Source organism: Fictibacillus barbaricus (assembly GCF_031457135.1).
Classification (GTDB): domain Bacteria; phylum Bacillota; class Bacilli; order Bacillales; family Fictibacillaceae; genus Fictibacillus; species Fictibacillus barbaricus_A.
This window is the reverse complement of the sequence record NZ_JAVDWA010000007.1, coordinates 19,693-43,907: the sequence shown is the minus strand read 5'-3', so window position 1 is coordinate 43,907 and position 24,215 is coordinate 19,693. Positions and strand designations below refer to the sequence as shown.

At 41.3% G+C, this 24,215-nt stretch carries 24 protein-coding genes; 11 read left to right on the top strand and 13 right to left on the bottom strand.

Annotated features, from left to right (window positions below):
• Positions 1 to 36 precede the first annotated feature (36 nt).
• Complete coding sequence (locus J2X07_RS16310) at positions 37 to 942, bottom strand: diacylglycerol kinase (RefSeq protein ID WP_310261096.1); 906 nt, start codon at positions 940 to 942, stop codon at positions 37 to 39.
• 302 nt (positions 943 to 1,244) lie between these two features.
• Here J2X07_RS16310 and J2X07_RS16305 point away from each other — a divergent pair, with 302 nt between their 5' ends.
• From J2X07_RS16305 to J2X07_RS16265, 9 genes are all read left to right on the top strand, one after another.
• Positions 1,245 to 1,739, top strand: coding sequence for a GNAT family N-acetyltransferase (locus tag J2X07_RS16305; RefSeq protein ID WP_310261093.1), 495 nt, complete (start codon positions 1,245 to 1,247; stop codon positions 1,737 to 1,739).
• 54 nt (positions 1,740 to 1,793) lie between these two features.
• A complete protein-coding gene (locus J2X07_RS16300) occupies positions 1,794 to 2,000 on the top strand; it encodes a hypothetical protein (protein ID WP_310261090.1) in 207 nt (68 codons plus the stop codon).
• A 58-nt stretch (positions 2,001 to 2,058) separates the two neighbouring features.
• Entirely contained in the window at positions 2,059 to 2,883 is an 825-nt protein-coding gene (locus J2X07_RS16295) for a sugar phosphate isomerase/epimerase family protein (RefSeq protein WP_310261088.1), read from the top strand.
• A gap of 30 nt (positions 2,884 to 2,913) precedes the next feature.
• Positions 2,914 to 3,711 carry a CPBP family glutamic-type intramembrane protease gene (locus J2X07_RS16290; protein ID WP_310261084.1) on the top strand — a complete coding sequence of 266 codons (798 nt, stop codon included), beginning with the start codon at positions 2,914 to 2,916 and terminating at the stop codon, positions 3,709 to 3,711.
• 266 nt (positions 3,712 to 3,977) lie between these two features.
• Complete coding sequence (locus J2X07_RS16285; protein WP_310261082.1) at positions 3,978 to 4,799, top strand: ABC transporter permease subunit; 822 nt, start codon at positions 3,978 to 3,980, stop codon at positions 4,797 to 4,799.
• Positions 4,796 to 5,749 carry a hypothetical protein gene (locus J2X07_RS16280; RefSeq protein WP_310261079.1) on the top strand — a complete coding sequence of 318 codons (954 nt, stop codon included), beginning with the start codon at positions 4,796 to 4,798 and terminating at the stop codon, positions 5,747 to 5,749. The genes J2X07_RS16285 and J2X07_RS16280 overlap by 4 nt, the downstream gene beginning before the upstream one ends.
• The gene (locus J2X07_RS16275) at positions 5,746 to 6,681 is read left to right on the top strand and encodes a hypothetical protein (RefSeq protein ID WP_310261076.1); all 936 of its coding nucleotides are present in this window, start codon (positions 5,746 to 5,748) and stop codon (positions 6,679 to 6,681) included. Before J2X07_RS16280 ends, J2X07_RS16275 begins: the two co-directional genes overlap by 4 nt.
• A gap of 15 nt (positions 6,682 to 6,696) precedes the next feature.
• Positions 6,697 to 7,677, top strand: coding sequence for an ABC transporter ATP-binding protein (locus J2X07_RS16270; RefSeq protein WP_310261074.1), 981 nt, complete (start codon positions 6,697 to 6,699; stop codon positions 7,675 to 7,677).
• The gene (locus J2X07_RS16265; protein ID WP_310261071.1) at positions 7,670 to 8,605 is read left to right on the top strand and encodes an ABC transporter ATP-binding protein; all 936 of its coding nucleotides are present in this window, start codon (positions 7,670 to 7,672) and stop codon (positions 8,603 to 8,605) included. Before J2X07_RS16270 ends, J2X07_RS16265 begins: the two co-directional genes overlap by 8 nt.
• A 70-nt stretch (positions 8,606 to 8,675) precedes the next feature.
• On the opposite strand, the gene J2X07_RS16260 is transcribed toward J2X07_RS16265, so the two are convergent.
• The 4 genes from J2X07_RS16260 to gatC form a co-directional block, all read right to left on the bottom strand.
• On the bottom strand, positions 8,676 to 9,173 hold the full coding sequence (locus J2X07_RS16260; protein WP_310261068.1) for a hypothetical protein: 498 nt from the start codon (positions 9,171 to 9,173) through the stop codon (positions 8,676 to 8,678).
• Positions 9,174 to 9,270: 97 nt separating this feature from the next.
• Entirely contained in the window at positions 9,271 to 10,701 is a 1,431-nt protein-coding gene (gene gatB, locus J2X07_RS16255; RefSeq protein ID WP_310261065.1) for an Asp-tRNA(Asn)/Glu-tRNA(Gln) amidotransferase subunit GatB, read from the bottom strand.
• Between the two features lie 12 nt (positions 10,702 to 10,713).
• A complete protein-coding gene (gene gatA, locus J2X07_RS16250) occupies positions 10,714 to 12,171 on the bottom strand; it encodes an Asp-tRNA(Asn)/Glu-tRNA(Gln) amidotransferase subunit GatA (protein ID WP_310261062.1) in 1,458 nt (485 codons plus the stop codon).
• Between the two features lie 15 nt (positions 12,172 to 12,186).
• The gene (gatC, locus tag J2X07_RS16245; protein WP_310261059.1) at positions 12,187 to 12,477 is read right to left on the bottom strand and encodes an Asp-tRNA(Asn)/Glu-tRNA(Gln) amidotransferase subunit GatC; all 291 of its coding nucleotides are present in this window, start codon (positions 12,475 to 12,477) and stop codon (positions 12,187 to 12,189) included.
• 158 nt (positions 12,478 to 12,635) lie between these two features.
• On the opposite strand from gatC, the gene J2X07_RS16240 reads away from it, so the two are divergent.
• Positions 12,636 to 12,881, top strand: a complete 246-nt coding sequence (locus J2X07_RS16240) for a hypothetical protein (RefSeq protein WP_310261056.1) — start codon at positions 12,636 to 12,638, stop codon at positions 12,879 to 12,881.
• A 94-nt stretch (positions 12,882 to 12,975) separates the two neighbouring features.
• Here J2X07_RS16240 and J2X07_RS16235 read toward each other — a convergent pair whose 3' ends face one another.
• From J2X07_RS16235 to J2X07_RS16205, 7 genes are all read right to left on the bottom strand, one after another.
• Positions 12,976 to 13,230, bottom strand: a complete 255-nt coding sequence (locus J2X07_RS16235) for a YciI family protein (RefSeq protein ID WP_310261054.1) — start codon at positions 13,228 to 13,230, stop codon at positions 12,976 to 12,978.
• 90 nt (positions 13,231 to 13,320) lie between these two features.
• Positions 13,321 to 13,677: a DUF3905 domain-containing protein gene (locus J2X07_RS16230; RefSeq protein ID WP_310261052.1), complete on the bottom strand. Its 357-nt coding sequence runs from the start codon at positions 13,675 to 13,677 to the stop codon at positions 13,321 to 13,323.
• A 337-nt stretch (positions 13,678 to 14,014) separates the two neighbouring features.
• Complete coding sequence (pruA, locus tag J2X07_RS16225; protein WP_310261050.1) at positions 14,015 to 15,562, bottom strand: L-glutamate gamma-semialdehyde dehydrogenase; 1,548 nt, start codon at positions 15,560 to 15,562, stop codon at positions 14,015 to 14,017.
• 407 nt (positions 15,563 to 15,969) lie between these two features.
• Positions 15,970 to 17,175, bottom strand: coding sequence for a CamS family sex pheromone protein (locus J2X07_RS16220; RefSeq protein WP_310261046.1), 1,206 nt, complete (start codon positions 17,173 to 17,175; stop codon positions 15,970 to 15,972).
• A gap of 39 nt (positions 17,176 to 17,214) precedes the next feature.
• Positions 17,215 to 19,221, bottom strand: a complete 2,007-nt coding sequence (gene ligA, locus J2X07_RS16215; protein ID WP_310261043.1) for an NAD-dependent DNA ligase LigA — start codon at positions 19,219 to 19,221, stop codon at positions 17,215 to 17,217.
• An 18-nt stretch (positions 19,222 to 19,239) separates the two neighbouring features.
• On the bottom strand, positions 19,240 to 21,480 hold the full coding sequence (pcrA, locus tag J2X07_RS16210; RefSeq protein ID WP_310261408.1) for a DNA helicase PcrA: 2,241 nt from the start codon (positions 21,478 to 21,480) through the stop codon (positions 19,240 to 19,242).
• 332 nt (positions 21,481 to 21,812) lie between these two features.
• On the bottom strand, positions 21,813 to 22,499 hold the full coding sequence (locus tag J2X07_RS16205; RefSeq protein WP_310261041.1) for a heptaprenylglyceryl phosphate synthase: 687 nt from the start codon (positions 22,497 to 22,499) through the stop codon (positions 21,813 to 21,815).
• 639 nt (positions 22,500 to 23,138) lie between these two features.
• Here J2X07_RS16205 and J2X07_RS16200 point away from each other — a divergent pair.
• On the top strand, positions 23,139 to 23,693 hold the full coding sequence (locus tag J2X07_RS16200) for a GNAT family N-acetyltransferase (protein WP_310261406.1): 555 nt from the start codon (positions 23,139 to 23,141) through the stop codon (positions 23,691 to 23,693).
• Positions 23,694 to 23,892: 199 nt separating this feature from the next.
• On the opposite strand, the gene J2X07_RS16195 is transcribed toward J2X07_RS16200, so the two are convergent.
• Positions 23,893 to 24,198, bottom strand: a complete 306-nt coding sequence (locus tag J2X07_RS16195; protein WP_310261038.1) for a YerC/YecD family TrpR-related protein — start codon at positions 24,196 to 24,198, stop codon at positions 23,893 to 23,895.
• Positions 24,199 to 24,215 lie beyond the last annotated feature (17 nt).

Sequence of the window (24,215 nt, the reverse complement as noted above, 5' to 3'; positions counted from 1 at the left end):
CTTAATTGCCAAGGTGTTCGTTCTTCTATATTTGTATTAGGATTTGATTCTTTCCTTTGGTACGAGAAGCTGGAAATGGTGGTGCAGGTTTTCAAATTCGCCTGGCAATATGCCGCCCAGCTCTCCATCCAGGTTGATCTGCATTTTTTCACGTGGCGTAACTTTTACACGCTTCGCTTTTTTGTAAATCACGTGAGCATCGTGAATGTGCTCTCCTCGGATCGCAAGCGATGCAATACGAACAAATTCAGCGAGGTTCGTTTTCTTTAAAATCACTACATCGAAAAGACCATCGTGGAATTCAGATGCCGGTGCCAGCTTTTCAAAACCGCCGACAGAGTTCGTATTCGCTACTAAAAAGAGCATGATTTCGCCTTCGTATTTATCTTGTCCATCAAATTCAATCTCAACATATGTTGGTCGGATCGATGGAAGCATTTCAATCCCTTTAAGGAAATATGCTAGCTGTCCAATCATGGTTTTCAGTCTGCTCGGCACTTCATAAGTAAGCTCTGTAATGCGTCCCCCGCCGGCAATGTTAATGAAATATCTGTCGTTTACTTTCCCAATGTCGACTGGCATATCCACACCGCCGCATAGTACGTCACACGCTCCTTCAATCGTACGCGGTACACCAACTGCTCGTGCGAAGTCATTTGTAGTCCCTGCTGGGATGATTCCTAGCATCGGTCGATTCTCTAGACCTGCTAAACCATTTATGACTTCATAGATTGTTCCATCTCCACCAGCTGCAATTACTAGATCAAAACCACGCTCACCGGCTGATTTTGCTGCACGAGTTGCACAGCCTTCTTCTGGTGTAGTCGCATGGCAAGAAGTTTCATAACCTGCATTTTCAAGTCTATTTAATATATATGGAAGTTGTTTTTTTACTGTTTCTCGTCCGGAACTCGGATTGTAAATCAGTCTTGCTCGTTTCATATGTTCACCTTCGTCATTTGACTTCTAATAAAAGTTTTAACCTAAATCTTTCCCTGTATAACCGCAAAAAACAGCCCCTGATGGACTGCTTGTGTCAATTCTTCTTATATTATAAGGATTCGTCCCATAAAAAGCAAAGCTGTATCTAACTTCCAAATGTGTTTAAATTGTGTCTAAATTGACTGGGGTCTGTCCCGGGTCAGACCCGGGACAGACCCCAGTCCATTCTAAAAACCCTTCACTTTGGATCGAATAAAGGATTTTCGTGTCTATATATGGAATTTTCTAGGTAAGGAGAGTGTATGATGGAAAAAACGACGATTGAAATTTCATTATCTACCCCTGCAGACTACGCAGGTCTTATAGAGATTGACCACCTTGTATGGAATTTAACGACAACACCTAGCCCTGACATACGTTGGGACTCACCTGAGGATTACGGCAAGCGCCACCCTGCTGGCTCACAGCTTGTTGCACGATGCAACGGTAAAGTTTGCGGCTACATCTTTTTTCAAGATGCTACACCGCTCCCAACGAACCAGCATGTTGCCGATTTAGCCATGGCAGTGCACCCTGATTTTCAAGGACAGAATATTGGCTTCGAGCTCATGCGTGTTGTTGAAGAGGTAGCTCGTGACAACGGTAAACGAAAGCTTTCTTTACGCGTGTTGTCGTGTAATGAAAAAGCCATTCGCTTTTATAAGAAATGCGGCTATCAAGAGCAAGGCAGGCTTGTAGAAGAATTTTATTTAGAAGGCCGTTTTGTCGATGACTTACTTCTTTTTAAGCATATTTAAAACATAATTTCATAGGTTTACTAGAGTATTGAAACCATTTTTGGAGGTGCTGATATGCTTTGGCTGATTCTCTTTTCCCCGCTCGTTTTAGTTATTCTTCTGGCGGCTTTTCTAAATTGGAGAGCAAAAAGACGCAACAAGCCATTTAACCTGGACCACACTCCTGAACAATACGTTAGTGAACAAAATCAGATCAACAATGCAGCTGCAAGAGTAAATGCCATGCGCAACAACCATAATGGAAGCGGTGGCGGATTCTAAGGCGGGATTCCATTCCTGTCTTTTTTTGTGCAATTATTTTCATAAAAGGAGTGATTACATGTCACATACGCTAGCCATTTCTGGCAGCACTATAATGTCTGATACTTCCCGACTCAATGAACTTTTCACAAAAAACATCGAACACATCGAAATCGGTGAATTTGAAAACGAACAAGCTTTTCAAACTTTTTTACAGCTAGTCCAACAGCACAACAAAACATTTGGACTGCATTCACCCCTTTTGCGGACGGGGAGTAAGTATGATTTGCTCGAAGAATTTCAACACAAACCGGAAGAAGCTTGGATTCAGTTTGAAAATGAAGTGAAACGTATGGCTGATTATGGTGCTCAGTACATCCTTGTTCATTTTCCGTATTTTCAGGATGAAACTCTCAATCCCGCAAAACAAATTGAAGAAGGCTTACAGCGTTTATTAAAGCTTCAATCTGAATATGGAATACAAATCGTTTGTGAACCTAAGTTAGGATTATGGAAATCCCCTAAAGGCATTCAGTATTTAGATCAATTTCCTTTAGAAGTGTGGGAAAAGTATGGTTTAAAACTTTGCATCGACATTGGTGATTATCTTTTAGCAGATTGCGAATCAGCTTTATCCATGATCCAAAAGTGGAAAGACCATATTAAGGTGGTTCATTTACATAACATCGAGTTTACGGAAGACAAATACATATGGGTTCCGATCCATCCTTCTCATGAAACCGATGGCGTGCATTTTCCCATTCAAGAACTCCTTACTTTTCTTGAAACGTGCCCTGACCTTTTTTGGGTGCTTGAACATACACCGCATTCTAACCCAACAAAGGAATTTGTTACGGACGGCATAAACTGGCTTAGAAATAATATTTTAAAAATAGAAGACTAATTAATGAACAGAAAAATGGAGGTTCACTCTATGAAACATCTAAAAATTGCACTATTTCTTGGTTTACTTGGCTTGATTGCAGGTGCGTTCGTTTTCCCGTACCAGCTCGAAGCTCTTAGGATTTCGTTAGGTGAAGCCGAATACACGAAAATGATTAACAGTATCCCCGTTTCAATAACAGTTGCTGGTATCGCGGCCACGATTCAAATAGGTATCCTGACAACCGTTCTTAGCTGGATCGGACTTACATTAACAAGTCGCACGGGCCTTACTCTTCCAATCATTAAAACGTGGCTCACGGAAAAAAAGAAACCCGTAATCGACCGTTCGGGTGTAAAATTAGCAGTCCTCGGCGGTGTGATTGGAGCCGTATTTATGATTTTAGCAGATTTTCTTATTTTTCAGCCTCATATTCCAAAGCTCGGGAACGGAGAAAACGTTATCTGGTGGAAAGCATTGTTTGGCGGCGTTCTTTACGGTGGGATTGTGGAAGAAGTGTTGCTTCGATTGTTCCTCATGACATTGATTGTTTGGATTCTTGCTGTTCTGTTTAAAAAGAAAAATGGTGATCTTCCTAACGCATTTTTTTGGGTAGGATTAATTGTGGCAGCCCTTCTATTTTCAGCAGGCCACTTGCCAGCAACTGAGAAGCTATACGGAGAACTTACACCTATACTGATCACCCGTGCATTTGTTTTAAATGGGGTACTCGGCTGCCTTTTTGGCTATCTTTATTGGAAAAAAGGACTGGAATACGCAATGCTGTCCCACATGGCGTTGCACATCGTAAATCAAGTTATCTTGCTTCCACTTTTAAATATATTTTAAATGAAATATGCCCTTAAAGTGATTTGAATCATCATTTTAAGGGTCTTTTTTTGTTCTCGACTCTCGCTTCAGTTAAATAGCCTCAATGAAATCTAATTCTCCCAATATAGGCTCTTCTACAAATTCCGACACCTGATGCACAAAATAATAACATCGATAAATAAAATTCCCAAAATAAGACATCCTTTTCACTTCCATTTTTATTACAAATATTTTACAATTATTACAATCCGAATTTTCTAATAATTTTTGAGATGAGGTGTCCAATGAAGTTTTCTCTAAAACGTTATTTACTCAGGATCAGATCGATTGTATTCGGTATTTTAATCATCAGCATTTTGCCTCCTCTTTTGATTGGTTACAATTCCATGCTGACGGCAAAGGCTTGGGCTTTTTCTATTGATAATATTGAGTTCAGTCTGTTCCCTGATATCTTTGATAAGTATAAATACTCCATGACCATTTTCTTTGCATCATTATTTATTGGATTAATCATTGCAATGATTCTAACATTTGTCACAACCCTGCTGCCAAAGTTCATTCAGCGTTTGATATTTGGGTTTTTAACTTTATTTGAGTCTTTACCCGATTTATTTATCGCTGTTGCTCTTCAAGTCTCTGTTATTTATATCTTCAAGAGAACAGGCTGGCTGGTTGCTGATGTAACGATGTTCTTTAATAAACCGATTTATTTGCTTCCGATCATTACACTTTCCATTTTACCGACGATCCAATTATTCAAGATGACGCTCTTATTGATGAAAGAAGAACAGGATAAGCCATATGTTACAGTTGCTAAAGCAATGGGGCTTGGCCGTTTGTACATTACATTGAGACATGTGTTCAGAAATATCATCACAAGCTTGTTCCAGTATTACAAATCCATTTTCGTATTCATGCTCTCCAATCTTTTTATTGTGGAATATGTTTTCAACTTAAATGGCTTCATGATCGCTTTTCTTTATTCGCGGGGTGTTGCATTCGTCGTGACGGCTCTTATACTTGCATTGCCTTTTTCATTAGTATTTGAACTTGTAGAAAGCTATGCGGGTTCAGCCAATAGGCAAGAAAGAGAAGAAGCCGCATGATCTTAAAAACATTCATGCAGCCGTCATTTTTGTTCGGATTCCTTTTCATATTGGTTCTCCTTATTTTCAGTTATCATTGGCCAGCAATATTCGATGTAAATAAAGAAAAGTCGCTTGAGCTCTTAACTAATAAATACAATGATGAAGGAACTGTAATAGCCGTTCCCCCGTTTAAGCCTTCAGATGTACCTCCCTTTGGTACAGATGTTGCAGGGAAAAATCTGTTTTATCAAATCATAGACGGCGCAAAATACACGATACTTATTGCATTTGGAATTGCCTTCTTCAGGGTTTTTGTTTCCGTAGTCATCGCCTTGTACAGCCCGAAATCTAAGATTAGCTATTTGGATGATCTCGTTCAAGCTACACTTTATATTCCGGGCACCATTTTGGCGTACATGCTGATGACTGCATTATTTTCAAAACAAGCAATGGAGCCGATGAGCTCTACAAAATTAATCATTATGCAATTCTTTATTTTAATTATGATTGGTGTACTTCCTTTGATCTCCACTTTTTCTAATGAGATTAACTCTCTCTTAAATAAAGATTACATCGTCAGCACGATCGCATTGGGATCGAAAAAGACTTATGTCTATTACAAACATGTCCTTCCGGAGCTTACGGAAAAATTGGTGTTGGTTTTTGCGCAGCAAATGATTCAATCTCTTATTCTGCTCGCCCACCTGGGGGTACTTGCTGTATTTATAGGCGGCTCTGTCACGCTTTTTATGGGAGAGCCTCTTGAGCCGATTCCATTTCCAATTCCAATTGAAGGAGAATGGGCGGGAATTATTGGTATGTCTTTTGCCAAATTACAAGTTACTCCTTGGGCTGTTCTTTTTCCGCTAGCTTTCTTTGCAGTAACCATTTTTGCTATGAATCTTATGATCCGAGGTATTCAAAATTCTTTTGAAGTAAAAAGTCGGAATTCAGGAGTAATAAAATGATTTTAAAGGCATTTAAACAGCCGCAGTTTTTAATCGGATTATTATTTATTACAGGTCTGCTCTTTTTCAGCTATAATTGGCCGGCTCTATTAGATGTTAACAAAGAAAAGTCGCTTGAACTGATGCCTTATAAATACAATGATAAAGGTATTATGATTGGTGTTCCTCCGTTTAAGCCATCGGATGAACCGCCATTCGGTACTGATTCAACAGGAAAAAATTTGTTCTATCAAATCATAGACGGGGCAAAATACACCATCCTTATTGCTCTTGGAATTGCCTTTTTCAGAGTTCTTCTCTCGGTAATCATTGCCTTGTTAAACCCGAAACCGAAATTTACATACTTAGATGATCTCGTCCAGGCTACCCTGTACATTCCAGGAACAATCTTGGCTTACATGCTGATGACTTCGTTGATCGCAAGGCAATCCATACAACCGATGAGTTCTATAAAATTAATTATATTGCAGTGCCTCATTCTCATATTAATTGGTGTACTGCCGCTGATCTCCACTTTTTCTAAAGAAATCAGCACACTATTAAAGAAAGATTATATTGTAAGCACCATCGCGCTAGGTTCTAAAAAAACCTATGTATATTACAAACATGTCCTGCCAGAGCTTACAACTAGATTAGTTCTTGTCTTTGCCCAGCAAATGATTCAATCTCTTATTCTTCTTGCACACTTAGGTGTACTTGCCATATTCATAGGGGGATCAATGACACTTATGGTAGGAGATCCTCTTTCACCCACTCCTTTTACAATACCATTAGAAGGAGAATGGGCGGGAATCATTGGAATGTCCTATAGTAAAATGCGATTGACGCCTTGGGTTATCTTATATCCGCTCGCTTTCTTTGCCGTAACTATTTTCGCTATTAATCTCATGATTCGAGGTATACAAAATTCAGTTGACATTAAAAAATTGTAAAAGAGGTGAAGAATATTGGATGATAATGTGCTGAAAATTAAGAACCTGAAAATTTCATTTGGCGATAAAAAAAATAAATTTACTGCTGTATCAGATGTCAGCCTTGATGTTAAAAAAAATCAAACCGTTGCCTTAATCGGTGAATCCGGATCAGGAAAAAGCATCTCCTCCCTCTCTGTTCTGCAGCTCCTTCCTTCAAATGGAAGAATTGAAAATGGAGAAATTTATTTTAAAAACCAGGACATTGTAAAATTAACCGAAAAAGAAATGAAAAAACTGAGAGGCAATGAAGTCTCCATGATTTTTCAGGATGCGATCGCTTTGCTTAATCCCGGCATGAAGGTTGGTGTTCAAATTACAGAAGGGCTAAAATATCATAAGCTGATGCCTAAATCAGATTTAAAATCTGAAGCTCTTAATCTCTTGAAAAACGTTGGCTTTAACAACCCCGCTTTTGTCTATAACCAATATCCGGACCAACTGTCTGGCGGGATGAAACAACGGATTCAAATTGCAATGGCGATTTCCTGCAAACCTCAGCTCATTATTGCAGATGAGCCTACCACTTCACTCGATGTAACTATTCAGAGGCAAGTGCTGGATTTAATCAATTCTTATAAAGATAACCATGATGCATCCGTTTTAATGATTACACACGATTTCGGTGTCGTTGCTGAATATGCGGACTGGGTGTATGTCATGTTCGGCGGGCATATTGTGGAGTCTGCAGATGTTTTTACGATTTTTAAAAATCCGGTTCATCCCTATACAAAAGCATTAATTGGGAGTATACCGAACCCGGAAGAGGGAGATAAACGCCTCAAAACGATTCAGGATTACGCGTTTGACAATGCTGGATTCGAAGGCAGACCGTTCGCACCTGAGATGTTTTCATCTGAGAGCAAAGTATTCCATGCTCCTTCAGCACTTGTTGAAGTGGAACCTGATCATTATGTACGTGTGTTTACAGAAAGCGAGGTAGTCGCCATTGGCTAATCCATTATTGAGTGTACAGAATTTAGCAAAGTATTTTGAAGACTCAACGGGTATCCTTAAGGCAGTGGACGGTGTTTCTCTCGATATTTTTTCAGGTGAAACACTCGGAGTAGTCGGGGAATCCGGTTCAGGGAAAACAACATTAGGCCGAACCCTTATGCGTCTATATAGACCTGTGCACGGTAACATTTGGTTTGATAACCGCGACATCACAAAATTAAATGAAAACAAATTAAGACCTTTACGAAAAGAAATTCAAATGATTTTCCAAGATCCATACGAATCATTGAGCCCCCGCTTAAAGGTTGGAGAAATTCTAGAAGAACCCTTATCTATTCAAAAAATAGGAACGAAACAAGAGCGGACCGAAAAAGCTTACAGCATGCTTGAAAAAGTAGGACTTCCAAAAACATCCTATCACAAAACGATTCATGAATTTTCAGGGGGGCAGCGTCAAAGGGTCGGAATCGCCCGCGCTCTCATGCTGGAACCGAAATTCATTATTGCGGATGAGCCAGTTTCTGCATTGGATGTGTCTGTTCAAGCTCAAGTACTCAATTTATTGAAAGATCTGCAGAAGGAATTGAATCTTACGTATCTATTCATCTCGCATGACTTAGGAGTTGTGCACTATATGAGTGACCGTGTAGCCGTTATGTATCTTGGCCATTTAATTGAATTAGCACCTAAAGATGAACTGTTCCGAAATCCAATTCATCCGTACACAAAATCACTGTTAGCTTCCATTCCAGTTGCAGATCCTGAGCGCAGAAATCCATTCAGAGAACCAATCATACTGCCCGAAAAACCTCTATATCCACCACAGCTCGTAAACATCGGAAACAATCACTTCGTCTCCGCCAATGTGGTCAACATCAAAGAATATGAAATTGAAAACTATCAAAAACAAGCGAGCTACAACTATTAAAAGCTGCCGGAGTAACCCCGCAGCTTTTAATAGTCTTTAAAAAACTTACCGTCAGCCTTAGTTCTTATGGTTATCTTTTATTTAAAATAACAAATGTACTAACGCTCAACGCACCTAGACTACCGATTATCGCAACTAGTGTACCGATCCAGGCCATGAAATTATCTTCATCCGGATACATCTGCTCTATCCTCATAAACTGCCAAATGACCCAGCCAATGAAAAAGATAAAAAAGGAATTACCGATAAAAGACATCTTAACTTTATCCTTATATGTACCTTGCCAGGTTACTGAAAAAACAAGCCAAACAAAAATACTAAGCGGAATACAAATTAGCAGCCCCAGCATCATGCCGAATGGGATAGTAAAAAAAATCAGAAACGCTATAGCAAATAAAAGCCCATTCATTACAAACATAACCGCCCCTGACACCCATACATTTGTAGAAACCTTGCTTCCTTTAAATCTATCTCCTATTTTTGTCACAACTCCAGATGGTGTCCATGCATTTATTCCGAACAAAAGAAAAACCGTTACGATCATTCCCAGTAATAACATCATTGTCATCTCATACACCCCATATTTTTACAAATAATCCCCTTTATATTACCATTAATGTATAGCATGTGAAAAAAAATCCTCCCAGACTCGGGAGGATTTTTCTTTATCTTTTCTTCAATTCTTCCACAATCAGTTTGTTTACTAGCGGCGGGTTTGCTTTTCCTTTTGTTTCTTTCATGACTTGGCCGACTAGGAATCCGATTGCTTTTTCTTTTCCGTCTTTATAATCAGCGACAGATTGCTCGTTCGCATCAAGAATTTTTACGACGATCTCGCGGATTGCGCCTTCGTCAGAAATTTGGACAAGTCCTTTTTCCTTAACGATTTTTTCTGCGTCTCCACCGTTCTCGATCAGTTCCTTAAATACGGTTTTCGCAATTTTATTCGAAATTGTTCCGTTTTCGATCAGCTTGATCATGCCGGCAAGTCCTTCAGCTGTTAATGCTGTTTGCTTCAGCTCTTTGCCTTCGTTGTTCAAGTATGCACTTACTTCACCCATGATCCAGTTTGACGCTTGTTTTGCATCGGCACCGGCATCGATTGCTGTTTCAAAGAAATCGGCCATCTCTTTTGTAATTGTCAGTACTTTTGCATCGTATTCTGGAAGTCCAAATTCCCCAACATATCTCTTTTGGCGAGCATCCGGAAGTTCCGGAATGTCTGATTTTACGCGATCCATCCACTCTTCATCAATAAAAATGGATACAAGGTCAGGCTCAGGGAAATAGCGATAGTCGTCAGAGCCTTCTTTTACACGCATGAGGATTGTTGTTTTTGTAGCTTCATCATAACGGCGAGTTTCTTGCAGAATTACTCCTCCAGCTGAAACGACTTCGCGCTGACGCTTTTCTTCGTGCTCCAATCCTTTTTGAACGAACGCAAACGAGTTCAAGTTCTTTAGTTCTGCCTTCGTTCCGAACTCTTCTTGTCCGACTGGACGAATGGAAATGTTGGCATCACAGCGCAACGATCCTTCTTCCATCTTACAATCAGAAACTTCGGTGTACTGGATGATCGCTTTTAATTTTTCTAAATAAGCATACGCTTCTTCAGGCGTTCTGATATCTGGTTCGGAAACAATCTCTACAAGAGGTGTACCCTGACGGTTAAGGTCTACGAGTGAACCGTCTGCAGTGTGTGTCAGTTTCCCTGCATCCTCTTCCATATGAATGCGTGTGATTCCGATTTTTTTCTTATTGCCGCCAACTTCGATTTCAATCCATCCGTGCTCCCCGATCGGCTTATCAAACTGTGATACTTGATAGGCTTTCGGATTGTCAGGATAAAAATAGTTCTTGCGGTCAAATTTCGTTTCCCGATTGATTTCGCAGTTAAGCGCCAATGCTGCACGCATCGCAAAATCAACGGCTTGATGGTTCACAACCGGCAGAACGCCAGGATGTCCTAGACAGATCGGACAAACATTCGTGTTAGGCGGTGCACCAAAGTTTGTAGAACAGCCGCAGAAAATTTTTGTGTTTGTTTTTAACTCGACATGTACTTCTAAACCGATAATCGTTTCAAATTCGCTCATTTTCTGCACCCCCTACAGCTTCGGCTTTGCCTTATGATGTTCTGTTGCTTGTTCAAACGCATGTGCTACTTGATAGATCGTTTTCTCATCAAAGTGTTTACCGATGATTTGAAGTCCAGTCGGAAGCCCGTCAGAGAATCCGCAAGGTACGGAAATCGCCGGTACACCCGCTAAGTTCACTGGAATCGTTAAAATATCGTTCATGTACATCGTTACAGGGTCTTTTACCATTGAACCGCATTTAAATGATGCAGACGGCGTTGTCGGCCCTATGATGACATCATATTTTTCAAAGATGTTTGTAAAATCTTCTTTAATAAGTGTACGTACTTTTTGCGCTTTTTTGTAATAAGCGTCATAGTAGCCGGAGCTTAAAGCGAAAGTTCCAAGCATAATACGGCGCTTAACCTCTTCCCCAAAACCTTCACTGCGCGATTGCTTGTACATATCGATCAGATTGTTGCTGTTGTCTGAACGCAGTCCGTAACGAACTCCGTCAAAACGGGAAAGGTTGGCAGAAGCCTCTGATGAAGAAAGCAAGTAATACGTCGCTAGGGCATATTTGGAATGCGGCAGGGAAACTTCTTCCCAAGTTGCCCCTAATCCTTCAAGAACTTTTAATGCAGCCATCACGTTTTCCTTAACGCCAGCTTCGACACCTTCACCAAAGTATTCTTTTGGAACTGCAATCTTCAATCCTTTCACATCACCTGTAAAAGAAGCGAGATAATCCGGTACATCCACTTTTGCAGACGTTGAATCCATTGGATCGTTCCCTGCAATCGCTTGAAGCAAGTATGCATTGTCTTCAACGGTTTTCGTAATCGGTCCGATCTGATCAAGTGAAGATGCGAACGCCACTAATCCGTAACGTGAAACAAGTCCGTAAGTCGGTTTCAATCCGACAACACCACAAAATGCAGCCGGCTGACGAATCGAACCACCTGTATCAGATCCTAATGAAAAAAGAACTTCTCCAGCAGAAACGGACGCTGCGGACGCGCCTGATGATCCTCCTGGCACACATGACAAATCCCACGGGTTAAACGTCGGATGGAATCCTGAGTTTTCGTTCGATGAACCCATGGCAAATTCGTCCATGTTCAATTTTCCGATGGTTACTGTGTCAGCTGCTGATAAACGTTCTACAACAGTCGCGTCATAAATCGGTTCAAAGTTTTCTAAAATGCGGGATGCACAAGTGGTGCGGATTCCTTTTGTAACGATGTTGTCCTTGATTCCAATCGGCATTCCGAACAGCAGTCCTCTGTCTGCGCCAGAGACAAGCTTTTCATCCAGTTGCTTTGCTTTAATTCGGCTATATTCTTCGTTAAGTGTCAAAAAGGCTTTTACTTTATCGTCAACTTGATGAATGCGATCAAATGATGCATCTACAAGATCTGATACGCTAAGCTCTTTTTTATGTAATAGTTCATTAAGTTCTGATATTTTTTTATCTAAAATCGACATGCGCGGTGGTTCCTCCTACTCTAAAATGTTTGGAACTTTAAATTGTCCATCTCTTTGTGCTGGCGCATTTTTCATCGCCTCATCAACAGATACTGAATTTCTAACTTCATCTTCACGAAGGACATTCTTGAGCTCCAAAACGTGTGTAGTCGGCTCCACGTTTTCAGTGTCGAGTTCGTTCAATTCTTCGGCAAAACCAATGATTTTATCCAATTGTTCGGTCAGCATTTCGGTCTCTTCTTCTGTTACCGCTAACCTGGCTAAATGAGCCACATGTTTCACTTGTTCTTTCGATATTCGAGACAAGCTAAGCCACCTCCAAAACTTCTTGTTGCAAAGTATTATTCTGATGATAACAAAAACCGCGCAGTATAAGCAACTTAGGGGATAAAAGGATTTACTTTTTTATTGGAGAAACTTTCTTTATATAGTAATCGTATGATAGAGAAAAAAGGAGTGGTCCTATGTGGCAGTGGCTGCGGAAATCTTATATTAAAGGATTCCTCGTATATAATAAAATTCAACTTATCTTTTTAACGATATTTTTGCTTGGCTTTCTGGATCTCATGATCTATTCGGATGTCGTATATTTTTTGTTTTTAATACCAGAAGTGACTTGGCCGATTTTTGTGATTTTGATTGTTATTGGAATTTATAAATGGGTTTATTATAAGAAAAAGGTAAACAAAAATGAGGATATAACTCGTTAGTTAAGCAGTTATTTTCTTGAGTACTAAAAAAAGAAAAAAGCTGGCTCACTTCATGCTAATTTCAGCACTAGAACCAACTTTTCTATCATTTCATTTAGATTCCCCACTCATGAAGCTCTAATCGGCGAACGCCTTCTTTAACATATGGATCTTCTTCTGCAAGCTTTTGAGCTTCTGCCAATGATTCTGCTTTGTAAACGACCATGCCGCCTGTTCCGTCAGTAAAAGGTCCTTTTAAGTGAACCTTTTCTTGTTCAACTAATACTGCCAGGTAATCCAGATGAGCCTGACGATATTCTTGATTCAATTCCGGTTTTTCCATATATAAAATTGCTGCGTAGTATGCCATGTAAACCTCCAGATATAAAGTGTTTTCTTACGCTTATCTTACTACACAGTTTTAAAAATAAAAAAGAAAAACATCCGAAGCTGCTGATGTTTAGTCTTTTCCATAGCTGGAGTCTTTTATTGGGTGCTTGAGCATGCCCTCTTTTGGCGGAATCTTTTTTTCGATGAGGTCCCGGTTTTGATTCGTGTTCCAGCCGATGTCGTTCGTCGGATGAACCCAATTCTCGCCTGACATGATTTCAGGATCGATGTCCGTACTCCAGTTGTTCAAAGGGGAATTTGGTGAATCATAAAAACTGTCTCCTATCACAACGCCATGCTTGTTAACAAATGGCGCCTCCATCTTCATCCCAGTTCCTTTAAAGTCTGGCGAACTAATCTGGTGAGGCATTGTTTCGTCTAAAACGACTTCTTGGCTCTTTTTCGGTTCCTTATTTTTTTCAGACATTAAAACACCTGCTTTCCACACTATTTATACGATTAACGTTTCCTGAAAGCCGAATAATCATCCATAATCGAACAAAATAGCTGATTTAGAAGCTTAGGACAGACACTTGTTCTGCTTAAATGGCATACTTGGCGACGTATCGTTCATATTTCCACACTTTATTCTCATAAATCCAGACTTTTTTACCTTCATCCCAGACTTTTTACTGTGAATCCCACAAAAATGAGTAACATAACCACGAGCACACAAAACTCGACACCGCAGACGTACGTTGATCATGATCAACACATAAAAAAGCCCTCCCTCCATATTTGGAGGAAAGGCTTCGATCAACTAATTAAAGTGTTTCTGAAGTTGTTTTTGCTTGCATGTGAAGGATTAGGTAATCTGGTCCGCCTGCTTTTGAGTCAGTTCCAGACATGTTGAATCCGCCGAATGGCTGATATCCAACGATTGCACCTGTACATCCACGGTTGATGTAGAAGTTACCCACATGGAACTCTTCGCGCGCGCGCTCGATGTTCTCACGGTTGTTTGAAAGAAGTGCTCCTGTCAGACCGTAGTCTGTGTTGTTTGCGATTTCCATCATGTGATCGAAGTCACGTGCTTTACATACTGCTACAACTGGTCCGAAGATTTCTTCTTGCATCAAACGAGCTTTTTCATCTACATCGGCAAAGATTGTAGGCTGGATGAAGTAACCTTTAGAGTCGTCACCTTCTCCACCAGTCATCAGACGGCCTTCTTCTTTTCCGATTTCAATGTACTTCATGATTTTATTGTAAGAAGCTTGGTCGATTACTGGCCCCATGTATGTGCCAACTTCTTCCGGGCTTCCCATTGTTAATGTTTTTGTTAAAGCTACTGCTTTTTCTAAAACTTCATCGTATACGTCTTGATGGATAACAGCACGAGATCCAGCAGAACATTTTTGTCCAGAGAATCCGAATGCAGAGTAAACGATTGAGCTTGCTGCTAATTCAAGGTCAGCATCACGGTCAACAACAACTGTGTCTTTTCCGCCCATTTCAGCAATTACACGCTTCAGCCATATTTGACCAGGCTGTACTTTCGCTGCACGCTCATAAATGCGGCAGCCTACTTCACGAGAACCTGTGAAGGATACGAAACGAGTTTTCGGGTGGTCTACTAAGTAGTCACCGATTTCTGCTCCGCTTCCTGGAACAAAGTTAAGTACGCCTGCAGGAAGACCTGCTTCTTCCATAACTTCTACAAATTTTGCAGCAATTACTGGTGTAGAGTTAGCCGGCTTAAGAAGTACAGAGTTACCGCCAACGATCGCTGCAACAGTTGTACCTGCCATGATCGCGAACGGGAAGTTAAATGGAGAGATAACGATACCTACTCCTAATGGAATATAGTTGAATTTGTTGATTTCACCATCACGGCTTACAACTGGCTGACCAGCCTTAAGCTTGATTGCTTGGCGAGCATAGTATTCAAGGAAGTCGATTGCTTCAGCTGTATCAGCATCAGCTTCTCTCCATGGCTTACCTGCTTCTTTTGTAAGCATTGCAGAGAACTCATACTTACGGCGGCGAATAATTGCTGCAGCACGGAACAAGATGTTCGCACGGTGCTCAGGATCCCACTTCTTCCAAGATTCGAATGCCGTTAAAGCAGCTTGCATGGCTTGTTCAGCATGATCTTGAGAAGCTTTGGAAACGGATCCAATCACTTCTTCTTTATTCGCTGGATTTATAGAAACGATCTTTTCATCAGTAGTTACTTTTTCACTTCCGATAACAAGCGGATATTCTTTACCTAAGTTAGAATTTACTAGCTTTAAACCTTTTTCATAAGCTTCCTTGTTTGCAGGAACTGAAAAATCCATAAATGGTTCATGACGGTATTCACGTGTCATAATATATCCCCCTCCTATTAAAGCGGTTTCAAAATTGGTTAACCCACGTATATTCTACATTATCCATTACTTTTGTTCAAACAATCAGAAATAGTCAGAATTCTTTGTTTTTCAAACAAAGCCAGCGCCGTGCATCTTCTTTCTTCTTCATGAATGATTATTAAGATTTTCAGAAACAGAAGTTGATTTTCCAAAGTCTCTTTTCTGATTGCTTATAGGTCATTTTCGTATAAAGTCTTCATTGACAAGTTGATTGAAGAGTAAGGTGCGAGACTCCTGGGGGTCAGCGGGACAGGTGAGACACTTAAGGGTGCGCAGCGCCAATGTGGCTCACCGCACGCCTCGCGGAAAGCGAGCATCCGCATGTAAAAACCCGCTGAACGCTTCAGCGGGTCTTATACAAATCATTATTTACGATAAATATGCACGAACGGCTCGTCCTGTGTCGTGTCGTCTTTTACGATTAACGCTTCTGGCTCATCCATTGCTGAGTTAATATAAACCTCAATCGGAACGTTCGGCAGCTCTCCTAGAGCAGAGGTAGCCACAAATTGAGTAAAGGAGATAATTTCTGCTTTACCGCGGAACTGAACCGGAATCTCCACAGTCATCCGTTCTAATTTACCGTCTTTGTAGAAACCTCTTCCAATGACACCGATAAAGTTCGGGAAGTATTCCTGCACTTTCGCTTTGAACGTATTAAACTTCTCATAATCATCTCGTTTATTTTTAGAGGCAGCACTTGATGGGAACAGTACATAGTCTTCATTAACATCTTCCCATGAGCTGATACTGCTGCTTCCCTTTTTTACAAGACCTGCTCCAAAAAAGTTTCCTGGTGTTACAGAATCACGTTCTTCCTCTTGATAAAAAGCAATCACGATCGGAACATCCTGCAGTTTTGGGTCTGAGCGCAGACGGCTTGCGACCTCACCAGCTATTTTCTTCGCTTCATCCTTGACCTTGCTGCGATCCAGCTTCACCTGGCCAGGATAGATCAATCCTTGTTTGTCTCTTGCCTCATAGTAGTAAGTGGAGTTAAATGATAATCCTACAACTACACCGCCAAGTTTAACTTTTCCATCCCCGCTTTGCACAAGATAGTTATGTTCCAAAACATAAGAAAGATATTTCGGGTCTTTCTTGTTTGCTTCAAGTATACCTTTGATATTATTTTCATCAATTTTTGAATCTAATGCAGGGTTTAGACCTTTTTGGTTAAAGTCACTTTTGCTTTTATTCGGTTTTTCATTCGATCTTTTCAGCCAATTCGTAACGGTTGATTCATTCAGAAACTGTCCTTCTTGAAAAAAGTATTTATCTGTACTGAACGTTTCTTGAGCAACACGCATCAAGCCCATTTCAAATTCGTTTATATCCAGCCGATTATCGACACCATAACGAATAACACCACGCGCACCGCCTGGTTCAAAAGGAAAAATGCTTCGGTAATACTTTTCCCCTGTATTGATTTCTCCAGTGATTATCGCTTTTTCGTCTTTCTTCCCCTTCTCCTGTACAACCTTTTCTTCTTTTTCCAGCTCGTCTTTACCAAAACAGCCGGTTAAAAGCAGTAATAGACTTAAGGATAGAAGGCTAACCCGTTTAATCATTACGGACACTCCTCTAGTTATGCTAAGCTCATGCTCATCTTATTTATTAAGTTCATCAATCAGCTGCTGCTCATCCCACACTTCGATTCCAAGAGATTTTGCTTTATCCAGCTTCGATCCAGCATCTTCTCCGGCAATCAGCATATCTGTATTTTTACTAACGCTTCCTGTCACTTTCGCTCCTAAGCGCTCCAGCTTTTCTTTTGCGTCATTTCTCGTTAAAATCGATAATTTGCCTGTTAACACGACTGTTTTCCCTGCAAATGGCGTGTCTAAGTCTTCTGCTTTAACCAGCTTGGGCCCTTTGTACGTCATGTTGACACCAAGTTTACGCAGCTCGTCCATCAGTTCTTTTACTTCTGGCTTTGAAAAATAAAGAACAATTGACTCGGCCATCTTTTCACCGATTTCTTCAACTGCGAGCAGTTCTTCTTTTTCAGCATTCATAAGAGCTTCCATCGTTTCAAAGCGCTGTGCGACCGTCTTAGCTGCTTTCGCTCCTACGTGGCGGATCCCAAGTCCAAAAAGCAGGCGCTCTAATGAGTTATCTTTTGATTTTTCGATGGCAGCCAGCAGGTTATCTGCAGACTTTTCACCCATGCGTTCTAATTCTAACAGTTTATCACGGTCTAATTTGTACAAATCTGCAACATTATTAATGAGCTTTTCTTTAAAAAGCTGTGCGACTACCTTTTCACCAAGTCCGTCAATATTCATGGCATTACGCGATACAAAGTGAATGAACCCTTCACGTATCTGGGCAGGACATTGCGGGTTTAAACAGCGCAGTGCTACTTCCCCATCCAGACGTTCAAGCTGACTTTCGCATTCTGGACACTCTGTCGGCATATGAAAATCGGTTTCGTCACCTGTCCGGCGCTCTGTAATGACATTTACGACTTCCGGGATGATGTCGCCCGCTTTTTTCACGACCACATAATCGCCGATTTTAATATCTTTTTCGCGAATCAAGTCTTCATTATGTAGCGAAGCGCGCTTCACTGTCGTTCCCGCTACTAATACGGGCTGAAGCAATGCAGTTGGTGTAACAACACCTGTACGTCCAACATTCAGTTCGATGCCTTCAAGCTTTGTGACTACTTCTTCAGCAGGAAACTTGTAAGCGATCGCCCAGCGGGGATTTTTCGCTGTAAAACCTAATTCTTCTTGCTGATAAAGGGAGTTCACTTTAATAACAATGCCATCAATTTCATACGGAAGGTCTGGCCGTTTTTCCTGCCATCCGTTCACAAAGTCGATGACTTCATCGATGTTTCCGCACTTTTTCCACTCTGGGTTTGTTTTAAATCCAAGGTTACTTAAATAATTCAAACTCTCATCATGAGAATCTACCGAATGGCCTTCGAGCTCCCCTACTCCATACAAGAAGATATCGAGATTACGGCTTGCTGCAATTTTCGGATCCAGCTGGCGCAGCGATCCTGCTGCTGCATTTCTTGGATTCGCAAAGAGTTCCTGGCCTTCTTCTTCACGCTTTTCGTTTAGCTTCTGAAAGGACTTCTTCGGCATAAACGCTTCACCGCGCACTTCAAGCATTACATTTTCTTTCAGCTTAAAAGGAATGGAACGAATTGTCTTTAAATTGTTCGTAATGTCTTCCCCGATTGTGCCGTCCCCGCGTGTTGCTCCTCTAATGAATCTTCCATCTTCATAAGTAAGCGAAACCGCCAGACCATCGATTTTCAGCTCAGCGACATAGGTTACATTGTCGCCAACGCCCTCCCGCACACGGCGGTCAAAATCACGCAGGTCTTGATCGTTGAACGCATTTCCAAGGCTCAGCATCGGAACTGTGTGTTCTACTTTTTCAAAGAAATCCAAGACAGCACCACCTACACGGACAGTAGGTGAATGCTCATCGTGAAGTTCTGGGTGGTTATTTTCAAGTTCAATCAGTTCTTTCAAAAGCTGATCATATTCTGAATCAGGTACGGACGGTTTGTCCAATACATGATATTCGTAATTATATTTTTCTAAAAGCTCCCGAAGTTCCAGGATTCGTTCCTTTGCATGTTCTTCGTTCAACCCGTTTCACTCCTTCAATTACGCTTTTTCGATTGGTGCAAACTTAGCAAGCAATCTCTTAACACCAACAGGCTGCGGGAACGCGATATCAAGCTCGAGTGAATCCCCTTCACCACGCATGCTCACGACCGTTCCTGTTTCCCACTTGCGGTGTTTTACTTTATCTCCCACTCTCCACTCCAGCTTTTCCCCGCCGGAAGATTGGTAGACAGGTGTTACAGTTTTCTTTTTCGGATTCATGAAGGAAGGAGTTGATCCTCCACCGGAACGAGCCGCTGAACCCCAAGGTACAGAAGGCTTGTCCTTCACTTCTGATTCTAGTAGTTCACTTGGTATTTCCGCGATAAAACGAGATTCTGGATTCGTGTTCGTACGTCCATATAACGTACGCATTCTTGCATTAGTCAGGAAAAGTTCTTCTTCTGCACGTGTAATTCCAACGTAAGCAAGGCGTCGTTCCTCTTCCATCTCGTTTTCTTCAAACAATGCACGGCTATGAGGGAATACCCCCTCTTCCAGCCCCATTAAAAAGACCATTGGAAACTCAAGACCTTTTGCTGAGTGAAGCGTCATAAGCACTACCGCTTCTTTCGGCTTATTGTCATCAGCGTCTTCGTCGAGTTTATCAATATCTGCTACAAGCGCTAAATCCGTTAAGAAAGCAATCAGTGACTTATCTTCTTGTTTCTTTTCGAAATCATTCGTAACAGAAATGAATTCATCAATATTCTCTAAACGGCTTTGCGCTTCGATCGTTTTTTCTGCTTTAAGCGCTTCTCTATAGCCTGTTTTTTCAAGCACTTGTTCAACAAGCTCTGTTACCGATAAATATTCTTGCTGGCGCGTCCAGTTCGTGATCTGCTCTGCAAATTCTTTTAACGTATTGGCAGCACGAGCCGTTAAGCCGATCTGTTCCACTTCTTGAAGTGCTTGATACATGGACAAATCATTCATCGCAGCGTATTGAGCCACTTTATCGACTGAAGATGCACCGATTCCGCGCTTTGGCACATTGATGATTCGCTGCAAGCTGATATCGTCGTCCGGATTGGAGATGAGACGAAGATACGCAAGGATATCTTTAATCTCTTTTCTGTCATAGAACTTTGTGCCGCCGACGATGTTATAAGGAATGTTCGATTTCATTAAAACTTCCTCGATTACACGAGACTGGGCATTCGTACGATAAAGAATTGCGACATCGTTGTATGAACGTTTTCCAGAATTAACAGCTTCACGGATTTTGCCCGTAACATAAAAGCTTTCTCCTTGCTCGTCATCGCCTTGATAATAGGTTATTTGCGCCCCATCCATATTATCTGTCCAAAGATTCTTCGGCTTACGGTTCATGTTGTTTTCAATGACCTTGTTCGCTGCTTGCAGAATCTTTTTCGTTGAACGATAGTTTTGCTCGAGCAAGATTACTTTTGCGTCATCGTAATCTTTTTCAAAGGATAAAATATTGGCAATGTCCGCACCGCGCCAGCCGTAAATAGACTGATCAGAATCCCCTACTACACAAAGGTTGCGGAAACGGTCTGCGAGCATTTTAACGAGCATGTATTGCGCGCGGTTCGTATCTTGATACTCATCCACGTGGATATATTGAAACTTGCGCTGATAAAACTCGAGCACTTCGGGTACTTTGGCAAACAATTGAATCGTCGTCATGATGAGATCATCAAAATCAAGCGCCTGATTTTTTCTTAAGCGCTTTTCATAGTTTTCATATACTTCTTTAATCACTTCTTCAAAATGGCCGTTTGCAATCTTTGCAAAATCAGCGGCAGTCTTCAGTTCATTTTTCAATGATGAAATGGCGCTTAATATTCCTCTTGGCTCATATTTCTTAGGGTCATAATTCAAGTCTTTCAATATCGCTTTTACAACAGACAATTGATCCGTCGCATCTAAAATCGTAAAGTTACGGTTAAATCCGATTCTGTCGATATCACGGCGCAAAATTCTTACACACATGGAGTGGAACGTCGAAATCCAGATTTCTTCTGCAACTGGCCCTGTAATCTTCGCAACACGTTCCTTCATTTCTCTTGCCGCTTTGTTTGTAAACGTGATCGCCAGAATGTTCCATGGTGCTACTTCTTTTTCCATCATTAAATACGCGATTCTGTGTGTCAGAACGCGCGTCTTTCCGCTTCCCGCTCCAGCCATTAAGAGCAGCGGCCCGTCTGTATGTTTAACTGCCTCTTTTTGTTCTGGATTTAATCCTGTTAATAGTTTTTCGATTAATTGATGCATACTCATTTTCCATTCACCGCCCGAACGTATATTCTTATTTTATTTTCTCTTATTTTTGTTAATTTATCAACTCTCTGTTAAGCTTCGTTGTTTTTGAAAGGGGTTGATTTCCGTTCCAGGCTGCTCGCTTTCCGCGGGGTGTGCGGTGAGCCCCCTCCGTACTGCGTACATCGAGTGGTCTCACCTGTCACACTGATCCCGCTGGAGTCTCGCACCTTGCTCTCCAATCAACTTGTCAGGGATGTTAAATACAAAAACCAACAAACCTCAATTAAAAAAATGCAATTAATAATATAGATTTATGATGCTGCAGCTCTCCATAAAGAAGTGAATTACCCTTTTACTGCCTTTACTGTTTGAACTGCCGCGTTTAGATCGTCATAAATGATGTTCCCGACAACTACTGTATCCGCATACTCGGCCATTTCTGCCGCCTGTTCAGGTGTTGTGATCCCCCCGCCATAATAAAAAATGGCTTTCTCGAGCACGTTTCTCACTTTTTTTGCAATATCAGGGTCTCCGTACATGCCGCTGTATTCCAAATAAAAGATAGGAAGCTGAAACATTTTTTCAGCCATGCGGGCATATGCTACAACATCATCTGCTGTTAGATCTGCGTCTGCTCTTGAACGTTCGGCTGCTTTGCAGTCAGGGTTAACGATGCAATACCCTTCTGTGATAATTTCATCCCAGTTCATGATGTCGCCAAACTCTTTTAACGCTTGGTGATGAAGACCTGTTATGAAATTTGCATCCTTCGCGTTTAGAACGGTAGGAATATAGTAAAAATCAAACCCTGGTGTGAGTGATTCTATGTTTGAAACTTCGAGCACACAAGGAACAGCAAACCTGCGGATCCGTGATAAAAGATCGAGCGTGTTATCAAGCGTAACCCCTTCAGAACCGCCCACAATGACAGCGTCCGTTCCACTCTCGCAAACGATCTCAAGGTCACTGTCACTAATCTCTTTATCTGGGTCAAGCTTAAACACATGCTTCCATTTTCTATAATCAAACATCGTGTTCTTCCTTTCATATTAAGAAGACTTAGCTTATGCAGATGTATCCTGTTCAGCCATAGTCAGACTTTCAGAAGTAGTTGATTTCCGTTTCAGGTTGCTTGCTTTCCGCGGGGTGTGCGGTGAGCCCCCTTCGTACTGCGTACATTGAGTGGTCTCACCTGTCTAGCTGCAGCGGATAGCCCCTCGAGGTCAAAAGTGAAATAGCCCAGAAGGCAAAAAGCGCCTTCCTAGCCCATCTCCCTTTTGCTGGTCGTGGCTGAACAATCCACTTCCGCATTTCGGACTGTCACACTAATCCCGCAGGACAAGGAAGGCTTCGGCAGCACTATATCGCACGAAGAAAATGTGATTTTCATTTTCGAGGAGTCTCGCACCTTGCACTCCAATCAACTTGTCAATGGAGACTCTTTTCGAAAATAAATGAAAAACACCAATCATTTACCAAGAGTGCCTGGACAAAAATTCTTCAATTTATTTTTAGGTGCTAGAGCTATTTGTCATACTGCTCTCGCTGCCTTTTATCAGACCTTTTTCTGTACTTCTGCATTATAACAAAAATAAAGTTCTCACTCTATGATTCATCATGTGGAAAGATTGTGAAGTTCATACTCGAAATGGGGAGGTTCAGCCGTGCTAATGTGGCAAATTGACGAAGAAGTCATGTTAAAACAGCCAGATGTGAAAGAATCTGAATCTATTTTAATGTTGTTGGATCAGTCGCGTCATCACCTTGGTCCATGGATCGGCTGGGTGGACTATACACAGACGAATAATGAAATGAAGCAGTTCATCAAAACCGTTAACAAAAAAATGAAAGAACAAACCGACGTTGTTCTTTTTATTTGGTGCAGAGGACAAGTCGCAGGATCCGTAGCTTTGTATGATCTGAAATGGCACAATCAGTCAGGGATGCTTGGCTATTGGGTAGGCGCTGGATTTGAAGGCCGGGGAATCGCACACCGATCTGTTCGGAGTATGCTTATGTACGCTTTTTACACGCTCGGATTAAACCGGATTGAACTTAGAGCCGCTGTGAACAACGAAAGAAGTGTAAATCTTGCACAGCGACTCGGATTTGTACAAGAAGGGATTGTCCGTCAAGCTGAGTGGATACGCGGACAATGCCGCGATCAAGTGCAAATGAGTATGATGAAGGACGAATTTGAGCAGAGATTAAATTATTCATGGTGAATATACATCAATATATCGAGACTTTTGATCAATATATCGAAAAAAATTAATCATATATCGCCACTTTTTACTCAAATATCGACGAGACGACACCTTCCGACACAGCCAATCGTCCTAAACGCCCAGTAGAATGCGTGCATTCTGAATCGGGAGTCAACTCAAAAAAAACCTGCCCCCAGGCAGGTTTTTCCCATTTCAATTATTTCGCTTCTTCTTCGGTATGCACGCGGTCGAGTACCATCGCGTAAGCGTCATTGCCGAAGTTCAGGCAGCGCTTCACTCTAGAGATCGTCGCTGTGCTCGCTCCCGTTTCTGTTTCGATCTTGTGATACGTCTTTCCTTCACGAAGCATGCGGGCTACTTCTAATCTTTGTGCCAGTGATTGAATCTCGTTCATCGTACAAAGGTCGTCAAAGAATCGATAGCATTCTTCCATATCCTTCAGCGAAAGAACAGATTCAAAAAGCTGATCCAGCGCTTTTCCACGTAGTTTATCAATTTGCATGAAACATGCACTCCTTT

Bases quoted from the DNA above. Each gene is read 5' to 3' on its own strand.
- J2X07_RS16235 (WP_310261054.1), bottom strand. From the start codon at position 13,230: ATGGCATACTACGCAGCAATTTTATATATGGAAAAACCGGAATTGAAT.
- J2X07_RS16230 (WP_310261052.1), bottom strand. From the start codon at position 13,677: ATGTCTGAAAAAAATAAGGAACCGAAAAAGAGCCAAGAAGTCGTTTTA.
- J2X07_RS16195 (WP_310261038.1), bottom strand. From the start codon at position 24,198: ATGCAAATTGATAAACTACGTGGAAAAGCGCTGGATCAGCTTTTTGAA.
- pruA (WP_310261050.1), bottom strand. From the start codon at position 15,562: ATGACACGTGAATACCGTCATGAACCATTTATGGATTTTTCAGTTCCT.
- J2X07_RS16300 (WP_310261090.1), top strand. From the start codon at position 1,794: ATGCTTTGGCTGATTCTCTTTTCCCCGCTCGTTTTAGTTATTCTTCTG.
- gatB (WP_310261065.1), bottom strand. From the start codon at position 10,701: ATGAGCGAATTTGAAACGATTATCGGTTTAGAAGTACATGTCGAGTTA.
- gatA (WP_310261062.1), bottom strand. From the start codon at position 12,171: ATGTCGATTTTAGATAAAAAAATATCAGAACTTAATGAACTATTACAT.
- J2X07_RS16200 (WP_310261406.1), top strand. From the start codon at position 23,139: ATGTGGCAAATTGACGAAGAAGTCATGTTAAAACAGCCAGATGTGAAA.
- J2X07_RS16310 (WP_310261096.1), bottom strand. From the start codon at position 942: ATGAAACGAGCAAGACTGATTTACAATCCGAGTTCCGGACGAGAAACA.
- pcrA (WP_310261408.1), bottom strand. From the start codon at position 21,480: ATGCATCAATTAATCGAAAAACTATTAACAGGATTAAATCCAGAACAA.
- J2X07_RS16275 (WP_310261076.1), top strand. From the start codon at position 5,746: ATGATTTTAAAGGCATTTAAACAGCCGCAGTTTTTAATCGGATTATTA.
- J2X07_RS16295 (WP_310261088.1), top strand. From the start codon at position 2,059: ATGTCACATACGCTAGCCATTTCTGGCAGCACTATAATGTCTGATACT.
- J2X07_RS16305 (WP_310261093.1), top strand. From the start codon at position 1,245: ATGATGGAAAAAACGACGATTGAAATTTCATTATCTACCCCTGCAGAC.
- J2X07_RS16290 (WP_310261084.1), top strand. From the start codon at position 2,914: ATGAAACATCTAAAAATTGCACTATTTCTTGGTTTACTTGGCTTGATT.
- J2X07_RS16240 (WP_310261056.1), top strand. From the start codon at position 12,636: ATGTGGCAGTGGCTGCGGAAATCTTATATTAAAGGATTCCTCGTATAT.
- J2X07_RS16220 (WP_310261046.1), bottom strand. From the start codon at position 17,175: ATGATTAAACGGGTTAGCCTTCTATCCTTAAGTCTATTACTGCTTTTA.
- J2X07_RS16285 (WP_310261082.1), top strand. From the start codon at position 3,978: ATGAAGTTTTCTCTAAAACGTTATTTACTCAGGATCAGATCGATTGTA.
- J2X07_RS16260 (WP_310261068.1), bottom strand. From the start codon at position 9,173: ATGACAATGATGTTATTACTGGGAATGATCGTAACGGTTTTTCTTTTG.
- J2X07_RS16205 (WP_310261041.1), bottom strand. From the start codon at position 22,499: ATGTTTGATTATAGAAAATGGAAGCATGTGTTTAAGCTTGACCCAGAT.
- J2X07_RS16280 (WP_310261079.1), top strand. From the start codon at position 4,796: ATGATCTTAAAAACATTCATGCAGCCGTCATTTTTGTTCGGATTCCTT.